This window comes from Bacillus sp. V3-13 (assembly GCF_002860165.1).
In the GTDB taxonomy this organism is placed as follows: domain Bacteria; phylum Bacillota; class Bacilli; order Bacillales; family Cytobacillaceae; genus Bacillus_BJ.
On sequence record NZ_PGUZ01000040.1, the window covers coordinates 15800 to 38304 of the forward strand.

Consider the following 22505-nt stretch of genomic DNA (forward strand, 5'->3'; position numbering starts at 1 on the left):
GAAGGACTTTTCCCCAGCTCACTTACGCAATTTTGTCCTTCATCGCCTGGATGAGGGACTTATCTCAACTTAACATTATTGGCATTTACATTAAAAAACCTCATGTACTTATGATTACGATTCCCCGCGCCACAAGTAAAACGTCGGTGTTATATGCGTTTAAGCTTCACAACTGCTTCAACGTGCGTAGTCTGCGGAAACATATCAACAGGCTGAACTTCAATCGTTTTATATCCCCCATCCTCAAGGATCCGCAAATCCCGGGCAAGGGTGGCCGGGTTACACGATACATATACAACCTTCTTCGGCTTCATTTCAATAATCGTTTGAAGCAAGGCTTCATCACAGCCTTTACGTGGCGGGTCGACAACTAATACGTCAGCCTTGTTTCCTTCTTTGTACCATTTCGGAATGACCGTTTCCGCTTCCCCGACCGCGAATTCCACATTAAAGATCTCATTCAGTTCAGCATTCCGCCCCGCATCTTCAATTGCTTCCGGAACAACCTCAACACCAAAAACCTTCTTTGCTTTTTGGGCAAGGAACAGTGAAATGGTTCCAATTCCGCAATAGGCATCGATGACAGATTCTTCGCCTGTCAATCCGGCGTATTCAAGCGCTTTGTCGTACAATACCTTTGTCTGAACCGGGTTCACCTGATAAAAAGACAGAGCGGAAATCGCAAATTTAACGTTTCCGATGTAATCATAGATGGTTTCATTGCCCCAGAGCACCTTCGTTTTTTCTCCCAATATAACGTTTGTCCTTTTGGAATTAACGTTATGGACGATTGATTTTAGCTTAGGGAGACGGGCAACGATTTTCTCGATCAATTCGTTTTGGTGTGGGATATTTTCTGTTCTTGTGATAATCACGACCATCAGCTCGCCTGTTTGTTGGCCATACCGGGCCATAATATGGCGAAGCACACCTTTATGCGTTTCTTCCTGATAAGCCTGAATCCCGAGTTCACTGCAGATTTCCTTAACTGTCTGGATCGCCTCATTGATTTCCGGAAGCTGAATCAGGCTTTCATTGGTGTCGACGATTTCGTGAGTCCGTGGTTTGAAAAAGCCGGCGATCAGCTTTCCGTCTTTTTCGCCAACAGGCACCTGGGCCTTGTTTCGATAGTGCCATGGGTTCTCCATGCCCAGAATCGGATGGACTTTAACGTCTTCGAGCTTGCCGATTCGGGCCAGCACCTGCCGGACCTGGTTTTCCTTATACTTCAGCTGAGCATCATAGCTGATGTGCTGAAGCTGGCAGCCGCCATATTTATGGGCATCGCTTTCCTCCACGTCAATCCGGAAGTGGCTTCTTTCAAGCAGTTCAATTAACCGCCCAAAACCATACCCTTTGTTTGTCTTAATAACTTTGACTGTCGCTTTTTCGCCTGGCAATCCACCGGGTACGAAAATTGGGTAGCCATCCACTTTCGCTACACCCGCTCCGTCATGCGTCAGATCTTCAAATTCAACATCTATATAATCATTTTTTCGAACTGGAATCGTTTTGCTCATGGGATACTTCCTTTGCTTATAGTTTCCGTGGCTAATTTTACTAGCAAAATTGTATCATAATGAAGTGTTCATTGCGAAACAGCATGTTATTATTGAAACAAAGAAACAGGTAATAAACTCCATCCTTTGTGATCATTTTTTTTTGAAAGGAGATCTCCAAAATGGGCATCCTGGGTATCAGTCCTCTTTTAGTCAGCGTACTTACAGATAAAAGTTTAGAAGAAACCCCGCAGCAGCCTGTTCATTCCGATTTGCTGGGAAAGTATGTCAAGATATCCGGGAGAGTACGCTTACTTATTTAGACTTGGAAGTTTCTCCAGAAGATTTTGAATCCTTTTATCCTTTGGCTGAATTATATATGGGAGAACGAAAAAAAGAGCTTTCTTCAAAAAAAAAGATTTGGAAAGCATAAGAAACGGAAGAAAAAGAAAAGAAGATAAATTTTGGATATAATACTCCTTTTTTTCTTAATATTTTTCCAGCGATATACAACCCTATTAAAAATGATTCATCTTAGCGATTCAGGAATTTTTCATAACGATTTAGCAATTTTGCTTCTCCCAGTTTGCTAAAGTTTATACCACATGAAGGAGATCGGATGTTTCCTCCTGAATTATTAGGAAAAAAAGTTGACGAGGAGGAATTCAAATGATCTATGAAATGACTGTACAAGTTCGTGTCTCAAACATGGTAGAAGGCCAAAAATGGTATGAAACACTAATAAAAAGAAAACCTGATTTTATTCCACATGATGGGTTTGCAGAATGGGAGCTGATTCCCGGCTGCTGGCTGCAAGTCGCTGAAGGAACCCCATCAGAAGGGAGCGGACCAATCCGCTTAGGTGTAACGGATATTGAAAAAGAACGGGAAAGGCTAATGAATGCATTGAATATCGAAAATTTTGCTATCGAATCGCGGGAAGAAGTTCCGGTCAAATGGGGCACTTTTTCTGATCCATGGGGAAATCGCCTTGGATTGTTTGAGTATTTGAGTGAAGGGGAGAAGCAAGAGAGGATCAACACCATTTTAGGAAAAGCAGAAGTCTGATTACTTAACTTTACTTAATATGAGGAGAAACCATATCTGGTTTCTCCTCGCCTCTTATTCTTCCACTCCTACCTTTTCCTTGGACCAGTAAAAATAAGCCTTGATCATAAAATAAGAAACCTCATCAGGAAGCAGTTCTTTAATAGGCTTAAGTTTCCCCCTGCCTGCTTCTGCAACTGCTTGTTCTATCAGATACTTAAACTGATCAGGAATGAGCAAATCAAAATTAACAGTTTGGCCATCTCTGGCGCACTGCAATAAGTGGTTTTCAATCGTGCTGACCGCCATTTCCCGTTTCTTTGCAATTTCCTCAATTGTTAAACCGCTTTGATGCAATTCAAGCGTGACAAGGTGGGAATCTCCGATGGATTTTTTCACTTTTTTGGCTGGAGTGGGTTCACGGTTTATTTCAGGCTGGCGGTCCGGATTATTTTCACAGAACGTGATGATCGCCTGGATAAACGCTTCGCCGTACTTCTTCAGCTTATGTTCCCCGACACCGCTCACTGCAAGGAATTCGGCATCCGAAAGTGGCAGCCTGGTACACATGTCCTTCAAGCTGGTATCGGAGAAAATAACGAATGGCGGGACTTTTTCTTCAGAAGCAATCGTTCTCCGCAATTCACGCAGCTCGGCAAACAGAGGATCGTCATTCGCAACCGTCCTTGTTTTGACCGCTTCTTTCCTCTGCACGGTTTGCTTGCCAAGCAGGACATCCTTACCTTTTGCTGTCGTATAAATCGTTGGAAATTGCCCGTGTTGAACAGCCAGAAGCTCCTCTGCAATCAGGAATTCGATTAAGTCGCTCACCTCTTTTGCGCTCTTCTCTTTCAATATTCCATAAGTGGGCAAGCTTTGAAAACCAAAGTCATTGATTTTCTTATTTTTTGACCCGGTTAGTACCTGGGCAATCATCGTTTTTCCAAAACGCTGGCCCATCCGGATTATACACGACATGATCATTTGTGCTTCTTTCGTGACATCAACGCTGGCGCGGGAATCGGTACAATTGCCGCAGCGTCCGCACGGCGCCGTATTACGATCGCCAAAATAATGAAGAATATATTCCTGCAGGCAATTTTCAGTATGGCAATAGTCGACCATCAGCTGCAGCTTTTCGAGCTCCTGCTGCATCCTTGATCTTTCGGTCGATTGATCAATCAGAAAACGCTGGATTTGTACATCCTGGGAAGAATGCAAAATAATGCACTCACTATCGAGGCCATCGCGTCCGGCACGGCCGGCTTCCTGGTAATAGCTCTCCATATTTTTCGGAAGCTGGAAATGGATCACATAGCGGATATTCGATTTGTCGATTCCCATTCCAAATGCGGATGTCGCAACCATGACCGTCGCTTCATCTTTTAAAAAACGGTCCTGCTCGCTGATCCGTTCAGCATCGTTCATCCCTGCATGGTAGCGGGCGGCATTAATGTTATCCCTGCGGAGACGTTCGTAAAGCTGGTCGACCGTTTTTCTCGTTGCCGCATAAATGATGCCTGCTTCCGCTTCATTCTTTTTCAGATAATCCTTCAAAAAGGCATAACGGTCCTGCCCTTTAATTACTGAAAAAGACAGGTTCTTTCGTTCGAATCCGGTAATGACCGAGTTTTCTTCATCGATGTAAAGCGAGGCGCAAATGTCTTCACGGACCTTTGGTGTCGCGGTTGCCGTCAATGCCAGCACGATCGGTTTATCCGGCAGGCTGTCGACGATTCTTTGGATGTTTAAGTAGCTTGGCCGGAAATCATGGCCCCATTGCGAGATACAGTGTGCTTCATCGACAGCGACTAACGGAATGGGCATGCTCTTTAAATCTTCGACAAAATCGCGGGACTCGAGCCTCTCCGGGGCGATATATAGGAGCTTGTACTCTCCTTGCTTCGCTTCAGCCATTACTTGTCTCGCTTCCTGGATGCCGAGCGAGCTGTTAATGAAAGCTGCGGGAATGCCATGCTGCATAAGCGCATCGACCTGGTCCTTCATTAATGAAATCAGCGGAGATATTACAATCGTTGTCCCAGGCAAAATCAGAGCCGGAATTTGATAGCATATCGATTTGCCTCCACCCGTCGGCATGACAGTGATCGTGTTGTTGCCGTTGAGCACAGACTGGATGGACTGCTCCTGACCGTGGCGAAAAGAAGAATAACCATAATATTTTTTTAACAGTTGGCGGGCTTGTTCAAACAAAGAATTTTCTCCTCTCTTGAAATAGTATGGCGGGGTATTTACAGAAGTTTTAATAGAGTGGGGTTTTGGCGATGCTGTTTATTATTGTATCAATAATTCCTGGGAATGTAATCTCCTCTTCGTCTAATCTATGATGAAAAAAGCAGAAAGTTATTGGTTATAATATCCCTATTTATAATGAATTTCTATAAATTCAATTTTAAAACCCTATATTAAGCTAATTTTTTATGTATATTTGGTTGTTCAGCGAAACGGGCAGGATAACTTAACAACATAGATTTATTATGAGTGTCAAAGACAGCAATCGATAAGAAAAAACCTCAACTGCCTTGTGCTACAATTAGGAAAATAATAAATTTTGTTATGTTCCTCATCGCGTCTCCCTACTGGGGTGCTGAAAATTGGGAAGTTGATGAATATGCATTGCATGAAGACTTTAAGTCAAGGCTCTCCAAAATACAACGTATTTTCTTTTATCATAGCCGTGACGATAAAGTGGTGCCTTTTAGCCACCTTGCACTGTATGCGGAAAAGCTTCCGGAGGCAATAATTCGCCAGCTTGATGGGCGCGGACATCAGCTCAACAACGATTTGTCCGAGGTTGCCCAGGATATTAAAAATCTGCGGATCAAAAAATTGGATTGACTAAATAGCAGTGAAAAAGAATTTATACGGAGGAATAAAGTTATGAGCAAACTAATCTTCCAACAATATGAGATGACTAGAGGTTTTTTTATTGAGACTGTTAAATCGGTCTCAAGAGAAATAGCAGATATTCAACCAGAGGGATTCAACAATACTATTCGTTGGCATATCGGACATGTCTTAATAATCACTGAAGAACTTGTTGGTTTCCCATATGGAAGAACGGACGCCCTCCCGGTAAATTATTTCGAACTATTTGGAAGGGGAACAAAACCAACTGACTGGAAAGGAAAGATTCCTTCATTAGACGAGTTAGTCCTACAATTAAAGGATCAGTTAGTCCGTCTTCAACATATTCCTGCTGAGAGGTTGAATATGACGCTGGCAGAACCTTTCGGGGGTTTTGAAACATTTGAGGAAATCGCTAGTCTCGTGTTATTTCACGAAGGAATTCATATGGGGCAGATTGAATCAATGAAGCGTATCATTGAACATTCAAGTGTGAAGAAGAGTTCCCACGCTGTTGGGGATCAGTAACTCCAGATAGCAAACGGCAGTCTGGAACATCTTTTTATGTACCAATTGCTGCTGCCTGTGTTTTTTTAATAATACTGTCTTTAATCGTTAACGGAAAACGTTAGCACCACAATAAAGGTGAATCAGGTATGGTGTTCATTCAACAGCCTTGCACCCCACTAACGAGACAACAATAGTTAAATATTCGAAGCCGATATTTTCTTTACAGTAGAAATATCGGCTTTTGATTTAAAGATGTTTATGATAGGACTTTATACACTCTTTTACATTTTAATTTTTTAAAAAAGGTGTTTCTCGAAAGCCTGAAAATGCAGCCGGCCGGCTGCATTTTCATTCATTTTCTTCCTCTTCCTCCATTGAGTCATAAGTGATATTTTTCCCGTAAAAGATTTCATCCATTTCTGTTTGAAGATTATCGGTTATTTCCTCACGTTCTTCGGGAGTGAGCTTTTCTTTTGTGTAGCCAAAAAGATAGTTGTTTAAGTCAAAATCTTTAAGCTTGCATTTGGTATGAAAAATATTTTCCTGGTATACATTTACGTCAAACATTTGATATAAACTCTTGATATTTTCCGGAATATAGTTTTGGATAGAGTTAATGTCATGGTCGATAAACAGCTTATGTCCGTGTTTATCGCGCGTAAAACCGCGCACACGGTAATCAATCGTCATAATGTCCGTATCAAAAGAGTGAATCAAGTAGTTCAAGGCTTTTAACGGAGAAATCTCTCCGCATGTTGACACATCAATATCGGCCCTGAATGTACTGATTCCTTCATCAGGATGGTATTCCGGATAGGTGTGGACAGTAATATGGCTCTTATCCAATGCCATTACCACCGTTTCCGGAAGCGGACCGGGCGACTCCTCAAAAGATTCAGTCGGCACTTCGACCACCGGTCCTTCTGAAACGAGCATTGTGACACTTGCCCCCTGCGGAACATAATCCTGCATAGCAATATTTAATACGTGCGCTCCAATAATATCGGCAACATTATTTAAAATTTTTGTTAATCTCTCAGCGCTGTATTGCTCATCAATGTACTCAATATAAGCTTCGCGTTCTTCCCTTGTTTTCGTGTAGCAAATATCATACATATTAAAACTTAATGATTTGGTTAAATTATTGAAGCCATGCAGTTGGATACGCTGCTCTTTGGTTAGTTTCATATGAATTCCCCTTCTCTGCTGTGGCGATGTTTGGATTGATGGCCAATTTCGGCTTGGCAGATAAACTTAAATATTTTTATCATACCCATTTTTGACCATAAAAAACTGGCCGAAAAAAAAATGGCTGCTCTACTTGTGTATAGTAAAGCAGCCACCGAAGTTCTATCCCTTTACCGAACCGGCAGTCATTCCGGCAATAAAGTATCTCTGCAAGAAAACATACGCGATCACCATTGGGGCTGAAGCGATGATGACGCCGGTAAACAGCATTGGATAATTGGTTATATACTCGCCCTGGAATTCCAGTAAAGCAAGCGGCAAGGTTTTATACTTGTTTTCCGTAATGAATAACAATGGATAAAAAAGGTCATTCCAATGCATGACGAACAAAAAGATCGAAGTAGCAGCCAGTGACGGCAATGAAAGAGGAATCGCGATTCTTCTGTAAATAGCCCAATTGGATGCACCGTCCATCATGCTTGCTTCAAATAATGACCTGGGAAGAGATTTCATGAAGCCTGTTAAAATAAATACAGCGACCGGCAAGGTAACAGCCGTATTGACAACAATCAAGCCGATTCGGGTATTTGTAAGGCCGAGGCTATAAACGAGATCGTATAAAGGACTCATATTGACCTGGGCCGGCACCATCATTCCCAGTGTAAACAATGCAAAAATCGAATTTCCGAACCAGTTGGACATTCTTGTCAGTGCATAGGCTATTAAGCTTGCGAAAAACAAGGTAAATGTCACTGAGAAAATCGTGACTATGACGCTGTTCATAAAATAAGTGCTCATCGTTTTGCTGGCAAACAACTCAATATAATTGGCAAACGTAAACGAACTTGGCAGCCCTAAAATATTATCATACATTTCCTTGGAACTTTTAAATGTAGTAAAGAAGATTGAGACAATCGGAATGATAATTAACAATGCGTAGATGGCGAGCATCCCGCCTTTGAAAATCTTCATCTAACCCCCCATTTCTGTTCTCTTTATTTAAGTTATTCATTGATTCTGTTGGCACGAAGAGCCCTGAACTGCAGATAAGTAATGAGGGCAACGACCATCATGAAAATCACCGATTCGGCTGATGCATAACCAAATTGGAAGCCTTTAAAAGCGGTTGAATAGATGAGAGTCGCAAGGATTTCAGTAGCATAATTGGGGCCGCCCCTTGTCATCGCATAAATCAGGTCAAAGGCTTTAAAGGACTGGATCGTCGTATAAGCGATGACGATCGTTGCGGCAGGAGCAAGCATCGGCCATGTGACAAAACGAAACCTTTGCCACCTTGATGCGCCTTCGATTTTGGCTACTTCAAATAAATCAGCGGGGATGTTTTGCAGTCCGGCTACAAAAAGAATAATCATTTGGCCGGTATGAAACCAAACTTGAACAACGGCAATCGAGTATATGGCCAAATCTTCATTCCCGAGCCAATTTTGCGAAAGAAAATTCAGATTCGCCCTTTCAAGGACCGTATTTAAAATTCCCAAATTGGGATCGTAAACAAATGCCCAGATAAAAGCAACGGAAACCGACGACAGGATCGTCGGGAAAAAGAAAAGGGCTCTCAGGAAAACATTCGTCTTTGTATTCCTGACCAGATATAAGGAAAAGATTAATGAAAATAAGGTTTGAAAAATAACGACAAACAGCATAAACTTCAAGTTATTTCCGAACGCTTTTGCAAATATCGAATCATTTGTGAAGATATTTACATAATTTTCCAATCCAACGAAGTCATAATCAGCCGTTAAACCATCCCAGTTTGTAAAGGAATAAAATAAGGCGCTGAAAGTGGGATAGACAAAAAAGGTTAAATACAAGGCCAACCCCGGCAGAATGAAAAAGTAAAGCGCTTTGTACTGTTTCAATTTCATCAGAACACTCCCCTAAAAACAAACTTCTCTCTTTTTAAACTCCGTTTAAGCTTTTTCCCACTCCTTCTTCCTAAAATCGATATCAATTGACACAGTTTGATTGCTTGCTAACTCTCTTACTACCCTGTTTTTCTACTTGGAAAACATGCTGGACGCCAACATACCGCTTACAGAAGCTAAACATTAAAAAAAGATAGAAAAAGGTTTTATATGTCGGTTTTTCGGCTAATTGTTATACAACGAGTTTTTATACATATTTCAAGGGGGAGATTCATTGAAGAAGATAGGTAGTTTGTTGATTGCTGTGCTATTAACGGTTTCGGGTGTTCTCGCCGGTTGTTCTTCGAAAGAGACCGGGGCAGACAGCAAATCAAAAACAATCAGTTTCATGCATTGGCGCGGCGAAGATAAGGACGCTTTTGAAGAGTTAATTAAAAAGTTCACGGAAGAAACGGGAATTAAGGTTGAAATGGCGATCTACCCTTCGGAGCAATATCCTGTCCAAACCGTGCTGCGGGACGGATCGACTGGGGATGTTTTTGCATCAAATCCAGGTTATCAATTGCAATCATTAAAGAAATTAGGTTTCTATGAAGATTTAAGCGGTGAAAAGTTCCTGGATAACTTTGATCCAAAGTTAATTGAGATTGGCAATGTTGAAGGAAAACAGCTTGCTGTGCCTTTACAGCTGGTTTTCAACCAGCCTGTTTATAACCAAACTTTATTTGAAGAACTTGGTTTGGAGCCGGCAAAAGACTGGGAAGGTTTCCTTAAGCTCTGCCAGACGCTTAAAGACAATGGCTATATCCCGATTGCTTTTCCGGGTGCTGATATCGGATCGGGCCAATTCATGAACAGCATGATGATGAATAATGCCCCGGATGAAAAAATTTTCGATAAACTGATGAGCGGTAAGGCGAAACTTACCGAGGAATGGTGGATCAAAACCCTTGAACAATTCAAAGAGCTTGCCGATAATGAATATATTCAAAAGGATTCGTTAGGGACAAAACATGACGCTGCGATCGCTCTTGTCGCACAGGAAAAAGCAGCAATGCTGGCAACGGGCTCCTATGCAATCGCAAGCATCAGGAATCTGAACCCGGATATCAAGCTCGGGCTGCTAGCCCCGATTACGGTTCCAGAAGATAAAGCAAAATATGAAGGAATCCATACGACAACCTTCTTATTGGGAGTGAACAAGAACTCCAGGAAAAAAGAAGAAGCGAAAAAGTTCATTGAATTTCTAAGCCGGCCTGAAAATGCATCAGCTTACGCAAATCAAACAAGCCAACACGTTACGGTTAAAGACGTAAGCTATGAATCTGAAGACTTAAACAATATCGTGGATTGGACCACCAAAAAAACAAGGTTCCAACCCCGTTATTTAATCCCTGACGAAAACGTCGAAAAAGCTGTCCTCAGCTCCATCCAAGCTGTCCTTGGCGGCGAAAGCCCTGGAAAGGCCGCCGAAGCCGCACAAGCGATTGTGGACCAGCATATAAAGAAATAAAACAAAAGAAAACCGGGTTCATTTGACCCGGTTTTCTTTTGTCTATTTTAACAGATTCTCTAGTTTCAATGACTCTTAATAAGGCATATGAGATCGCTTGGAATCAATTCCCATCCAACATCCTGAACACTCCGCCTAGAACACTTCCTTCATCTTTGGCACCGCCACCTTGGGGAGCTGCAGCAAAAACACGGCTGGCCATGCGGCTGAATGGAAGTGATTGAATCCATACAGTACCAGGACCTCTCAATGTTGCAAAGAATAGGCCTTCCCCGCCAAACAAGGCTGTTTTGACTCCTCTAACCATCTCAATGTTATAATCCACATTGCTTGTCATGGCAACCAAGCAGCCTGTATCTACGCGAAGTACCTCACCGACAGATAGCTCTTTTTTATGTATGGTTCCGCCAGCGTGTACAAAAGCCATTCCGTCTCCCTCAAGCTTTTGCATGATGAAGCCTTCGCCTCCAAAGAATCCTGCTCCGATTTTCCGCTGGAATTCAATACCCACAGAAACACCTTTAGCAGCAGCAAGGAACGCGTCTTTTTGACATATAATCTTACCTTCCAGCTGGCTTAAATCCATTGGCACGATTTTGCCTGGATAAGGGGATGCAAAGGACACATGTTTTTTCCCTTGGCCTTGATTCGTAAATGTGGTCATGAACAAACTCTCACCAGTCAGCAACCGTTTCCCTGCTCCAAACAATTTCCCCATAATTCCACTGCCTTCGCCGGAACCATCCCCAAAAATCGTTTCCATGTGAATGTGGTCTTCCATCATCATTAAGCTTCCGGCTTCTGCGATTACTGTTTCGCCAGGATCCAGCTCCACTTCAACGAACTGCATGTCGTCTCCATAGATTTTAAAATCGATTTCATGGTTATTCATATGTATTCCTCCATTTTTATTTGAACCTTAGATGCTGACAACACACAATGATCGTAAAAAAGGTTCAAGGTCAACAATAGCTAGAAATCACCGATATGCGTGTATAACTCACATTCATTTTATCAACATCAGGTAAAACTCGCAGTTATCTAAATCAATGTAAATCTTTTTATAACTACACATGCACAAAAATCACTCCTTTCTCTTCAAATACTGATACGTTCCTACTGATTGATAAGTTTCATACGAAAGAATAGTGGTGCAATGCATTTAGTACAACTATTCTATCTTTTGCTATACAAAACCTTTTTTGTGTACAATCTTGTATAAAGTTTTGTAGTTGAAAAATAAGCGCGAAAGAAATGACGTTTGCAATCAGATTTATGAGAATGGACTAGCCTGTCCCCCCCTGTCAATTCCGTATCGTTCATCGATACCATAACATCATTTAAAGCATAAATTTTTATGCTTAAGAATTGTTTATAGAAAACAAACAATCAGAGCAAATAGGATCTTTTTGAATTACCATAATTTCTGCTTCCCAGCCAGGAATTATATAATTTTAATTATACGCGAAATGCTAAATCGTACGTTTAATTTTATATTTAGCGCAAATTTAAAATTGAAGAATATAAAATAGCCACCTCCGATAGGTTTACGGAAGTGACTAGTCTTCTGCTTGTTTAATCATATATTTTTCAATCCAATGCACCGCGTCAATAAAGGGCGGTCTAGTTTTGTCACATGCGATAAGCATAATAAATCTATAAACTTCATCATCGGGAACGATTAAATCATAGCCGTTCCAATCTAAGAAGGTAAATACTGATAAATAAGCGGTTCGCTTATTACCATCTACAAAACCATGACCACTAGCCAGGTAGTACAAATATACTGCTGCTTTTTCAACGATTGACGGATATTTTTCAAAATCTCCGTAGCCTGCATATGGTATTCCTAGAATCCCTTCTAGTTTATTCTTTTCCCTTCCTGGCAGACCACCATATTCAGCAAGTGCTAAATCGTGTAACTCTTCTACATCTTCCACATTAAGATACTCAATGTGCATTAATTCTTACTTAGTCTCTCCAAAGCTTTGCCATTGCGTGCTACTGCTTTTGCAAAACTTGCTTGGACCTTCTTTTTACGTTCAGTTTTTTGAATTTTTCTGTTAGCCGTTGTGTTCATTTTTTCGTCATCACCCTTCTTCTTCATTGGACACCTCCCCATATACTTTCATGTATATGTAAGCCTGTCCAAGAATAGAAATATTTAACCTGACTACTGGTAATTAATTACCCTACTTTACTATACTTTACACTAATAAACTATAGATATCTACTATTCTATGTGTAATTCTACTAAATATATAGACCATCGTATGATTTGTGAATCGCCTATCTTATCTTTAAAATGTTGTTCAATTCCTTGTGCTGTGATTGAATTAAAATAGATTTCTGGACCAGTGGCATAAAAATATTAGCACAGTCTCTGATTGCTTTTGAAATTGGGAGTATTTCTGCTAAGTATTCAGGCTTAAATACAGTAGCAATGGTGGTCATTCAATTACTTGTGCCAATCATCATTATTTCTGCTAAGTATTCAGGCCTTCTTAATGGATTCAATGGCAAGCGTATCTGTATTGTGCCAATCATCATTATTTCTGCTAAGTATTCAGGCAAGGCAAAAGAACTGTACGCTGTACTTGAGGAAAGGAGTGCCAATCATCATTATTTCTGCTAAGTATTCAGGCCTAGCTTCTTTGAATAGACTTTAAAATCGTTGCTACAGTGCCAATCATCATTATTTCTGCTAAGTATTCAGGCTCGGGTACCCACATCCGCAAAGTTCAGCGCATGTGCGTGCCAATCATCATTATTTCTGCTAAGTATTCAGGCTTAAATCCAATTGCAATTTGTGGATTCCATTTCTTGTGCCAATCATCATTATTTCTGCTAAGTATTCAGGCGTCATATCTCGTTTGTAATATTGCCAGTAGATATAGAGTGCCAATCATCATTATTTCTGCTAAGTATTCAGGCGCCGAACTTATCAGGTGAAGGATCCACGCCCTGCCCGTGCCAATCATCATTATTTCTGCTAAGTATTCAGGCTGATAAACTTCATCGCCAGCATCAAAATACCTATGGTGCCAATCATCATTATTTCTGCTAAGTATTCAGGCAACACCGATAATCGGCAATGTGACAGATATTTCAACGTGCCAATCATCATTATTTCTGCTAAGTATTCAGGCAACACCGATAATCGGCAATGTGACAGATATTTCAACGTGCCAATCATCATTATTTCTGCTAAGTATTCAGGCTTGGTGGGCTTGTCTTTCGCAAACATAGCCATATAGTGCCAATCATCATTATTTCTGCTAAGTATTCAGGCTTGTTGATATTGCTGCTGATAGAACAATCGATGAAAGTGCCAATCATCATTATTTCTGCTAAGTATTCAGGCGTGTAATCGATGGCAGATATTCATGCGAGAGTCCGTGCCAATCATCATTATTTCTGCTAAGTATTCAGGCGATGAACAAACAATCAGAGCGAGTCAGGAACTAGATGTGCCAATCATCATTATTTCTGCTAAGTATTCAGGCACAAATCAAAATTCACACCTTTTACCTTTATCATGGGTGCCAATCATCATTATTTCTGCTAAGTATTCAGGCTTGGTGGGCTTGTCTTTCGCAAACATAGCCATATAGTGCCAATCATCATTATTTCTGCTAAGTATTCAGGCTTCCGAAGGCGGAGCATTAAGCCGTACTCAACTATACGTGCCAATCATCATTATTTCTGCTAAGTATTCAGGCTAATAACGAATGTGTGATAGTTTTTGACTTTATTAAGTGCCAATCATCATTATTTCTGCTAAGTATTCAGGCAGCTGGGAATGGAGGCAATAGGAAAGTGATATTAAATGTGCCAATCATCATTATTTCTGCTAAGTATTCAGGCTTTTTAGATAGCACTGCCGACTTCTTTAAGCACATTGTGCCAATCATCATTATTTCTGCTAAGTATTCAGGCGAGACAAAAGGAGAGGGTGAGACCAGTGCACGAAATCGTGCCAATCATCATTATTTCTGCTAAGTATTCAGGCAAATCACGACAACTACAATCATGGCTGGCCTGGTTGGTGCCAATCATCATTATTTCTGCTAAGTATTCAGGCCTTATTGTTTGCTCCGGTATTAAACGTATTGTATGTGCCAATCATCATTATTTCTGCTAAGTATTCAGGCCCCCTGACTGCTTGCTAATGCGTCGACTCTATCATGTGCCAATCATCATTATTTCTGCTAAGTATTCAGGCAACCGATCGGCCCCATTGCGATGACCATGCCTGCTGGTGCCAATCATCATTATTTCTGCTAAGTATTCAGGCTCAGGATGCGCCTCCATCATCGTGTTAGACCACTTCAAGTGCCAATCATCATTATTTCTGCTAAGTATTCAGGCAAGAATATTAATACTCTTTATTTATTTCTTTTAAATGTGCCAATCATCATTATTTCTGCTAAGTATTCAGGCACTTCACCTTGACTCATCGATCAACAACCTCCTGCTCCCCGTGCCAATCATCATTATTTCTGCTAAGTATTCAGGCCTGCCGGATGCTGTCCAACTCACATGCACATGATCAGTGCCAATCATCATTATTTCTGCTAAGGTATTCAGGCCCATCCCAACCCCATACGAACCTTGTGCGGTACAAATGTGCCAATCATCATTATTTCTGCTAAGTATTCAGGCAGTACAAAGATGCAAAAAATGCGAAAAGGAATGGTTAGTGCCAATCATCATTATTTCTGCTAAGTATTCAGGCAAAGTGCTGTACAAGTAACGATTATATTCAGTTAAGTGCCAATCATCATTATTTCTGCTAAGTATTCAGGCCTATATTACAGGTGGTACTGGTAAAACTTATACATTCACGTGCCAATCATCATTATTTCTGCTAAGTATTCAGGCAAGGAGCAAGCAAGTTGTCAACAAGAAATAGTTGCGGTGCCAATCATCATTATTTCTGCTAAGTATTCAGGCACCAAGATTTTTATGATCGTGAATCTGTGTGTGATGTGCCAATCATCATTATTTCTGCTAAGTATTCAGGCCAAACTTCCGTTAAGTATGGGAATGAAATAGGTCGTGCCAATCATCATTATTTCTGCTAAGTATTCAGGCTTGGACTATAGGAACCCAGAACTTACCAGTATCTATGTGCCAATCATCATTATTTCTGCTAAGTATTCAGGCACGATAGCCCCTTTGACCATTTCCTTTTTCAGTGGTGCCAATCATCATTATTTCTGCTAAGTATTCAGGCATCTTCATCTCTCCTGGCTGTTACGGTGCACCTGATTGTGCCAATCATCATTATTTCTGCTAAGTATTCAGGCGATAACAACCGGATGCGTAGCGTCCGCATTATCAGCAGTGCCAATCATCATTATTTCTGCTAAGTATTCAGGCTACACAGTCAACAATGCACATCGTATTTGCACTTGGTATGTGCCAATCATCATTATTTCTGCTAAGTATTCAGGCATCATCATCCCCCGATAAAAAAGGATCTGTGCCTTCTGTGCCAATCATCATTATTTCTGCTAAGTATTCAGGCTCCAATCCTTTGTTATGGGTTGGGGCGTTTGCGATACGTGCCAATCATCATTATTTCTGCTAAGTATTCAGGCTGAGCGCTCCTCTTTCATACCATTGCTTAATCTGGTGCCAATCATCATTATTTCTGCTAAGTATTCAGGCGACAAACATATAATATTCATTTTTGGTCTTATCTGCGTGCCAATCATCATTATTTCTGCTAAGTATTCAGGCCCGACTAACACGGTTTAGTGTACCCGGGGGTTTTCTCCGTGCCAATCATCATTATTTCTGCTAAGTATTCAGGCTAAAGTAGGTTTGACACTGATTGACAGCCCAGTCATCGAGTGCCAATCATCATTATTTCTGCTAAGTATTCAGGCGCGTTTTTTATGACAGCCAGGAATGTTTCAATATGATGTGCCAATCATCATTATTTCTGCTAAGTATTCAGGCTGCTGCTCGTGGAACCTGTTGATAATAGTGTGATTGAGAAGTTAATTTCGAGTATGCCCAAATGCTAAAACATAAAGGGTTTAAAACAAATAATAATTTGGTCATATTGAAGCTTAATGCCTTAATAAATAAAGAATTCGAGTACCTCCTGGCCTTTTAGACCTAAGTGGGTACTCGACAATAAAAAAACTAAACACTTAGCAGAAATAAGATAATCCTGTGGTGGGTAATTTTTAATTACTTATGGCACACGCACAGATTCATTGACCCTATAGGTCACCTTTATTATAATATTCTGTCCATTTTTGATCAAGTATATTCTTGGAATATAATCTCAATAGATTAATTTTGATAAGTCTCTAGGGAAGTAATCTCTTCCCACAGTAGAGATTTTTTTATCTAGTTGATCTCTTGTAACTGGACCAATATGAACAAACATGACTTGATCCTGACGATGGTGAACAATATCAGCCAATTTACTTTTCAGATCAGCTTCTTGCATTTCTGTTAGCTGGCAGATGAAAACGGAATATTGTACATGCTCACCAAAACCCTTCATAATTTTAAAAATCTTTCTCCACCGCTTTGCATCTGAGATATCATAACTTACTAATACGAATTGTCTCATAGGTGCCTCCTAGCGTGTAGTTACAGGACGATATTCATTAATTTCTCCTTCAAGATACCGGGCCAGCAACCGGGCTTCTACGTCTAATGTCCTTCTGTAACTGATTTTGTACCCAAAGCCAGGGTGTGTTAAAGTCTCATGTAGACGACGTTCGTATGCAGCAAAAAACTTTTTTCTGCCACTGTTCTTTAATTGGCAACTATCGTCTCCTTGATAGAAATCCTTGATGTCAATTTCTTGAGTATTTAAAGTTCGGATAACAATGCTATCAACAATAAGCGGACGAAACGGTTCCATCAGATCTAATGCAAGAGCTGGTCGACCCGGTTCAATGGAATGAAAAAATCCGAACATTGGATCCAACCCTACTCCTGCACATGTTGCTACAACATCGCGCGTTAACAAAGTGTAACCTAATGAGAGAAGCGCATTCACTGGATCTTTAGGAGGTCGTCTGTTTCTCCCTTTCATTAAAATGTCTTTGTCTAAATCTTTTATTTTTAACATTGTTGGAAATGCTTCAAAATAAAGTTTTGCAGCACGCCCTTCAATGCCTCTTAAACTTTCTATACTCTCTGATGTAATCGCTTTATCCCGCAATTCCTTCATTTCCTGTAGCAAAATCTTTGAGGCAGAACCATTTCGTCGTAGTAAAGTCCTCTGATTAGATATTTTCGAATGTATGATCCATTGAGATAGTCTTAAAGCGATATCAGAATGCTGAAACTTTACAAATTGATGCTTACGAAGAAAAATATTCTTGGTAGTGGGTGGCAAAGTATAGCCTATTAACTGGCCATGCGTGGATAAATAGCTGATTGTAATCCCGCATGCCATTAAAATATGAGTAAGCTGTGTAGAACATTGCACATTTCCCATTAAAGAGACATGAATAACATCCTTTATTGGAATTTCATCTGATCTTCCATCAGGATAGCGAATTGTAAGACTCTCCCCGCTTTTCCCTAATTTAGCTCCAGGCTCAGAAATATATAAAATTCCTCCATCAACTCTACTTGGCACAATTTTTCTAATGTTTGTGCTGGCACCGATTAAATAATTAGTTTCGTCCGGTAAACAAACATAATTTAAAGAACACCGAAAACATTTTTTTGAATCTTTAAGAGGCTTTGGAATTGGCTGACTATGTAATTCATGAGCCTTCTTAATATATTTAGTTGTAAGCTCTATAAGGTCTTTAGTAAAATCAACTTTTATTTTCTTTTTATTCCCTCTATAATACAGATAGCCAAAATCAGACGGATATCCATTTGCATGCAATAACAACCCTTGTGCACATAATTGAATTTGATCATTCGGCCATGCCGTTCCCTGTAAATTATAAGACTCAACCCGAAAAGTTCCATTATCTTCAGGAGCGGAAGAGTGTTTTCCTTCTACCGGCACCCACTTCCCTTCCTCTAAAGTAACAGCATCCAACTTCCCTACTATATTGAGGTTATCATCGCCTAAATGTAAACTGATTGGAGCAGCCTCCCACATTTCTGTGGGGGCCACTGAACCTTTTCTCATACGCTTTTCCGCTCTGCGGTGCTGCGCGGAACCTTCAACCGTATCAGCACTTTCTTCAAAGATGCCTTGAACGTGCATAATATAGTACAAACGTTCACAGTACTGAATTTCATTGAGCATTCTAATCGGTATAGACAACTTTGGGAAACCTCCGATCACAGCTCCACTTTATTTGACAGGATCTTCTTTTTTAAACAACTTTTTATGATGTTGTTTACTATAGACCAATACTCTTTTTGAGGACGCCAAGTTTCATTGTTAAAGAAATATCCACTTGGATCACGAAACATAGTTAAATATTTTTTCTGTTGTTCTTGAGCAAGCTCTATGGTTTTAGATATGTCTTCAAATCCGTCCAAATCCTGCAAATCAAACGTGGTATCTGTTTTTATTTTCATTTTTTCAGATTTTTCCCACTTATATACCTCTTGCTCTGTATTATTCTTTACAAAACTTCCTTTACCGAAATATTTCTTTATTGTTTCGGTTTGCGATTTTGGAATGTAAAGCTTATCCTCACCCATTCTAGCTAATTGACATGGCACTCTATAAACTTCAGAATTCTGTTGCCAGAAACGCTTTTGAAGGTTCTGAGCTGCATTAATATCTGCATGGATAACGGTTAATTCATTATTATCAGAATCCTTCTTATAACGTTTAGATAAGGTCACAAACAGTTCTCCTCCTTGCGAAGGAATAATGTCACCTTTTTTCAAATAAGCAAGTTCACTTTCATTTATAAATCCGTCTTCAATTAGCCGTTTTAATGTATTGGATCCTGCTTTTAAATCTTCCTCAGTCAAGGCATGGCAACGAATTCCGGGAGCACCTGTCTTTGCGTGAAACCGGGAAGAATACTCTGAACGAACATCTCCGACCTGTAATCCAAACATCTCACCCTGCATCGAAACAGTCCTTGGAATACTTCTATGAGCCCACTTCATTAACCTAGAATTCTCTCGGCGGGAACGATCCAAATTAAACAAATAACGGTTAAGATTTTCGAATAATATTATCTGACAAGCCGGGTAAGTTTCTTTCCATCTTTTATACCGATCCTTCTCTTCCTTGTCATACTTAAATCCCAATGCAGTCATAATAATTAAATTAGCCATCTGTTTAAGCCGGTCATCTTTTACGTTTTGGATATGCTGAAGCAAACTTGAACCGAATGGTTCATCTGTTTCAATCCGGTTCGCTTCTCCCGGTGTACGCGACCTTTTACTCCACGAAATGAGCAAGCGCCTTGTATCTTCCAATTCATCTATATTCCACATCGAGATTCCAGCCAGGTTTTTGCGGCCCTCACTTAATCCTTTGCGCCACTTACTTACAATTTGCCCGACATACGGCTCGATTCTGTGGTGTAATTCAACTAAACTCTCCTTCCAAATTTCATCATTAAATGCAGCCATATTAGTTAATAAGTTTAATTCTTTTTCCCAAACTTCTTTTTGAGATGCTGTCCATGAGTCATACGATTGAACTATCTCCATCAATTTATGAATAGCTTTTTTTCGCTCATCCGGAGTCTTTTTTGTTTCAAGTCTTAACACATTGGCTAACATGCGGATTTGCGATCTTACAAATTGCCGTTTCTTTCTGCGTTCTTGCCTTTGCTGCTTATTGTTTTTTGTAACTACTTCCCCAGGAAGATTTAAAAGAAAGCTCCTTTTATGTATTGCAAAAAGTTCTGTATCGTTTATGCTGTAAAATAACTTTTGCTCTTGATCTTTTGGCAGTTCTTTTACGACTTCAAAAATAGACACAGATGCTGATGTGCGTTGTCCCATGTCAATGCTCATAACTCTCATGCCTTCTAATAAAGAAGCAACTCCGAACGAGTTAGAGGCCGAACCTGTATTCATCCAATCCATTAATTCTTTCGGTTTGTAGTCGATTACCTTTGAAAAATCGGATGAGATTACTTTTAAAGCTTTACCAATAGGGCTTTGCAACCTTCCATTCCTTGTCTCCTGTAAAGGCGCTACATCAACGACTAAATTAAAGAAAACAGGCCCAATATCACCTTCACCTAACAGCTCTTTATGGTTTTTAATATATTTTCTGTTAAATTGAATTCTAGACCCGCCGAGAACTCCATCGAGAGAAATTCTGGAGCTATAGTCTGAAAAACTGATTTCTTGTTTCCCTTTAACATGCTGTTTTAATTTAATTTGTCGGTTAAACTGTATTGAAGGCGCTAAAGGAATTTCAATGTTTTCTTTCTCAATCCATTTTTCTTCAGACGGCCAAATGATTTTACTAAGTGTAACGTAATAATTCTTTTTTTGTTTTTCCTCAAGTTTGAAAAGATTTAGATTGGTTCCACCTGGCGACTCATAACGAATCCAAAGAGGATGCTCAATTGCATCAGGAAGCGTAAATGTAGCTTGTTCTTTTGTCCGTGAAAGCTTTTTTTGCAGTCCATTGTACGCTGCAATATGGTAAATCCTTTCAGAATGTCCTCTCCATATATCCCTGTTTTCCCGATTAGCCAAGAAACTAAAAACTTTGGGATCTCCAAACCCTTCTGACATCTTGTTTTGTTGTTCTGCGACAACCTTCCACAATTCTTCTGGTGAAGCAGATTCAGGGAGTTTACTCCACTTTTCATAAACGCGATCCCAACCACGTATTTGCCGGGAAGTGATGAAATAGCCATCATTAGGGGCAAATGCGTTCTTTTCTAATTCCATGTTACGCTCTTTTTCAAACTTCCTAATCTTTTCAATCCACTCTTCCCCACCCGTCAAATGCTCTTTATAGTAGCTTTCGGTTTTCTCTTTTAATTGTTTATATTCGTCAGCTACCCGACGGTTCCAGGACTCCCAGGATAAAAGTCGTTCGATTGCTTGAATGAACATATCTTTATCCCATTTCCGCACAGACTGGCGTTTCCCCAACGGAAGCCATTCAATGTCTTTTTGAATGTTAGTAAAGAGCGGAAACAATGGCAGCAATCCATATTTATTAAGATTATCAAATATCTTGACTGTTGGATCTTTAGCCTTCCTCTCTTCATCCTTCTTTTTCTCCAATTCCCAATCAGGATTCCCTTCTTCCTTTAGTCGTTTCCACCTCGGTTTGCGCCCGGCGTTGGAAGTACCTTTCCCCGACTGGCTGTTCGGATCAACCAGAGGATACAAAAACTTATTCCCTAATTGGTTCGCATCGCCGCTTTCTCCAATAGATGATGGAATGATTAACTCGTACAATTGGCGGAGCAAAGCAAGGATTTCCTGGTCGCTGCCATGTTCTTCAGAAGATCCATTATTTCTTTGTTGGTTCCTGATTATGTTAATTAATTCTGCTTGATATGCTTCTTTTGTTTTATCTCCGATTGCTTCTTGTCTATAGAGGGTTAATAAATTCATGTAATAAGCAATACCTTCATTGATTAGCTGATGTGTTCGCCAAAGAGCTTTTCGCAAATAAATGGAATCTGTTCCTGAATTCGTTTTCATTTTTAATTTTATACTACGAATTGCCATAGAAATTCTTCCCTTCTTTATTATTTTCTAAGACAGTATAGCCATTAATAAAAAGAAACATACTACTGATAGAGTATAAAACGAAAGGAATGAGACAAAGATGTTTAATAAAATTTTGGGCATATTAACTCTGTTGATTGTACTGACAATTGTTTTGGCAATAGTTTTTAATTATGAACTCTATTGAGCTATAGGCTCTGTTAACCCATGCGTGTGCTATAAAAAGGAAAAAATCCTTTTATCCATGGAGAATTAATTCTGGCACTCTAAGGCAAAGTATAGCCTCTGATTCGATGCGCTAATTTTCCTCAACGTATCTGTTCCACTCTAATTTTTATAAAACCGGCGACCATTGCTTGATGCTTTAGG

At 40.1% G+C, this 22505-nt stretch carries 16 protein-coding genes and 1 CRISPR repeat array; of the genes, 5 read left to right on the forward strand and 11 right to left on the reverse strand.

From position 1 onward, the window contains the following. Positions 1-149: 149 nt before the first annotated feature. Complete coding sequence (gene rlmD, locus CU633_RS15175) at positions 150-1520, reverse strand: 23S rRNA (uracil(1939)-C(5))-methyltransferase RlmD (protein ID WP_101661438.1); 1371 nt, start codon at positions 1518-1520, stop codon at positions 150-152. Positions 1521-1681: 161 nt separating this feature from the next. Here rlmD and CU633_RS22905 point away from each other — a divergent pair, with 161 nt between their 5' ends. Continuing rightward, the gene (locus tag CU633_RS22905; protein ID WP_180954984.1) at positions 1682-1822 is read left to right on the forward strand and encodes a hypothetical protein; all 141 of its coding nucleotides are present in this window, start codon (positions 1682-1684) and stop codon (positions 1820-1822) included. A gap of 346 nt (positions 1823-2168) precedes the next feature. Beyond that, positions 2169-2567: a VOC family protein gene (locus CU633_RS15180; protein ID WP_101661439.1), complete on the forward strand. Its 399-nt coding sequence runs from the start codon at positions 2169-2171 to the stop codon at positions 2565-2567. Between the two features lie 54 nt (positions 2568-2621). On the opposite strand, the gene recQ is transcribed toward CU633_RS15180, so the two are convergent. Beyond that, positions 2622-4760 (reverse strand): DNA helicase RecQ, encoded by a 2139-nt coding sequence (gene recQ, locus CU633_RS15185; RefSeq protein WP_101661440.1) that lies wholly within the window; start codon positions 4758-4760, stop codon positions 2622-2624. A 288-nt stretch (positions 4761-5048) separates the two neighbouring features. Here recQ and CU633_RS15190 point away from each other — a divergent pair, with 288 nt between their 5' ends. Both CU633_RS15190 and CU633_RS15195 read left to right on the forward strand, forming a co-directional pair. Further along, on the forward strand, positions 5049-5405 hold the full coding sequence (locus CU633_RS15190) for an alpha/beta fold hydrolase (protein WP_142383420.1): 357 nt from the start codon (positions 5049-5051) through the stop codon (positions 5403-5405). A gap of 42 nt (positions 5406-5447) precedes the next feature. Then, the gene (locus CU633_RS15195) at positions 5448-5942 is read left to right on the forward strand and encodes a DinB family protein (protein WP_101661442.1); all 495 of its coding nucleotides are present in this window, start codon (positions 5448-5450) and stop codon (positions 5940-5942) included. Positions 5943-6272: 330 nt separating this feature from the next. Here CU633_RS15195 and speD read toward each other — a convergent pair whose 3' ends face one another. The 3 genes from speD to CU633_RS15210 all read right to left on the reverse strand — a co-directional run bounded on the left by speD (position 6273) and on the right by CU633_RS15210 (position 8998). Further along, positions 6273-7112: an adenosylmethionine decarboxylase gene (gene speD / locus CU633_RS15200; RefSeq protein WP_101661443.1), complete on the reverse strand. Its 840-nt coding sequence runs from the start codon at positions 7110-7112 to the stop codon at positions 6273-6275. A 162-nt stretch (positions 7113-7274) separates the two neighbouring features. Continuing rightward, positions 7275-8084, reverse strand: a complete 810-nt coding sequence (locus tag CU633_RS15205; protein ID WP_101661444.1) for a carbohydrate ABC transporter permease — start codon at positions 8082-8084, stop codon at positions 7275-7277. A 32-nt stretch (positions 8085-8116) separates the two neighbouring features. After that, entirely contained in the window at positions 8117-8998 is an 882-nt protein-coding gene (locus tag CU633_RS15210) for a carbohydrate ABC transporter permease (protein WP_101661445.1), read from the reverse strand. Between the two features lie 274 nt (positions 8999-9272). On the opposite strand from CU633_RS15210, the gene CU633_RS15215 reads away from it, so the two are divergent. After that, entirely contained in the window at positions 9273-10511 is a 1239-nt protein-coding gene (locus CU633_RS15215; protein ID WP_101661446.1) for an ABC transporter substrate-binding protein, read from the forward strand. A gap of 103 nt (positions 10512-10614) precedes the next feature. Here the strand turns inward: CU633_RS15215 and CU633_RS15220 are convergent, their stop codons facing one another. The 6 genes from CU633_RS15220 to cas12b form a co-directional block, all read right to left on the reverse strand. After that, on the reverse strand, positions 10615-11403 hold the full coding sequence (locus CU633_RS15220) for a TIGR00266 family protein (protein ID WP_101661447.1): 789 nt from the start codon (positions 11401-11403) through the stop codon (positions 10615-10617). A 667-nt stretch (positions 11404-12070) separates the two neighbouring features. Next, positions 12071-12451: a type II toxin-antitoxin system death-on-curing family toxin gene (locus CU633_RS15225; protein WP_180954985.1), complete on the reverse strand. Its 381-nt coding sequence runs from the start codon at positions 12449-12451 to the stop codon at positions 12071-12073. A 20-nt stretch (positions 12452-12471) separates the two neighbouring features. Next, positions 12472-12618 carry a hypothetical protein gene (locus CU633_RS22910; RefSeq protein WP_180954986.1) on the reverse strand — a complete coding sequence of 49 codons (147 nt, stop codon included), beginning with the start codon at positions 12616-12618 and terminating at the stop codon, positions 12472-12474. A gap of 357 nt (positions 12619-12975) precedes the next feature. Then, positions 12976-16481: a CRISPR direct-repeat array (repeat unit 36 nt; unit sequence GTGCCAATCATCATTATTTCTGCTAAGTATTCAGGC). A gap of 334 nt (positions 16482-16815) precedes the next feature. Then, positions 16816-17109, reverse strand: coding sequence for a CRISPR-associated endonuclease Cas2 (cas2, locus tag CU633_RS15230; protein WP_101661449.1), 294 nt, complete (start codon positions 17107-17109; stop codon positions 16816-16818). A 9-nt stretch (positions 17110-17118) separates the two neighbouring features. Then, the gene (locus tag CU633_RS15235; RefSeq protein WP_101661450.1) at positions 17119-18780 is read right to left on the reverse strand and encodes a CRISPR-associated endonuclease Cas4/Cas1; all 1662 of its coding nucleotides are present in this window, start codon (positions 18778-18780) and stop codon (positions 17119-17121) included. Between the two features lie 17 nt (positions 18781-18797). Further along, positions 18798-22019 (reverse strand): type V CRISPR-associated protein Cas12b, encoded by a 3222-nt coding sequence (cas12b, locus tag CU633_RS15240; protein WP_142383421.1) that lies wholly within the window; start codon positions 22017-22019, stop codon positions 18798-18800. Positions 22020-22505: the final 486 nt, after the last annotated feature.

What these genes read in the sequence shown, in the direction of transcription:
- rlmD (WP_101661438.1), bottom strand. Translation starts at nt 1,520, where the DNA reads ATGAGCAAAACGATTCCAGTTCGAAAAAATGATTATATAGATGTTGAA.
- CU633_RS22905 (WP_180954984.1), top strand. Translation starts at nt 1,682, where the DNA reads ATGGGCATCCTGGGTATCAGTCCTCTTTTAGTCAGCGTACTTACAGAT.
- CU633_RS15180 (WP_101661439.1), top strand. Translation starts at nt 2,169, where the DNA reads ATGATCTATGAAATGACTGTACAAGTTCGTGTCTCAAACATGGTAGAA.
- CU633_RS15195 (WP_101661442.1), top strand. Translation starts at nt 5,448, where the DNA reads ATGAGCAAACTAATCTTCCAACAATATGAGATGACTAGAGGTTTTTTT.
- speD (WP_101661443.1), bottom strand. Translation starts at nt 7,112, where the DNA reads ATGAAACTAACCAAAGAGCAGCGTATCCAACTGCATGGCTTCAATAAT.
- CU633_RS15205 (WP_101661444.1), bottom strand. Translation starts at nt 8,084, where the DNA reads ATGAAGATTTTCAAAGGCGGGATGCTCGCCATCTACGCATTGTTAATT.
- CU633_RS15210 (WP_101661445.1), bottom strand. Translation starts at nt 8,998, where the DNA reads ATGAAATTGAAACAGTACAAAGCGCTTTACTTTTTCATTCTGCCGGGG.
- CU633_RS15220 (WP_101661447.1), bottom strand. Translation starts at nt 11,403, where the DNA reads ATGAATAACCATGAAATCGATTTTAAAATCTATGGAGACGACATGCAG.
- CU633_RS22910 (WP_180954986.1), bottom strand. Translation starts at nt 12,618, where the DNA reads ATGAAGAAGAAGGGTGATGACGAAAAAATGAACACAACGGCTAACAGA.
- cas2 (WP_101661449.1), bottom strand. Translation starts at nt 17,109, where the DNA reads ATGAGACAATTCGTATTAGTAAGTTATGATATCTCAGATGCAAAGCGG.
- cas12b (WP_142383421.1), bottom strand. Translation starts at nt 22,019, where the DNA reads ATGAATTTATTAACCCTCTATAGACAAGAAGCAATCGGAGATAAAACA.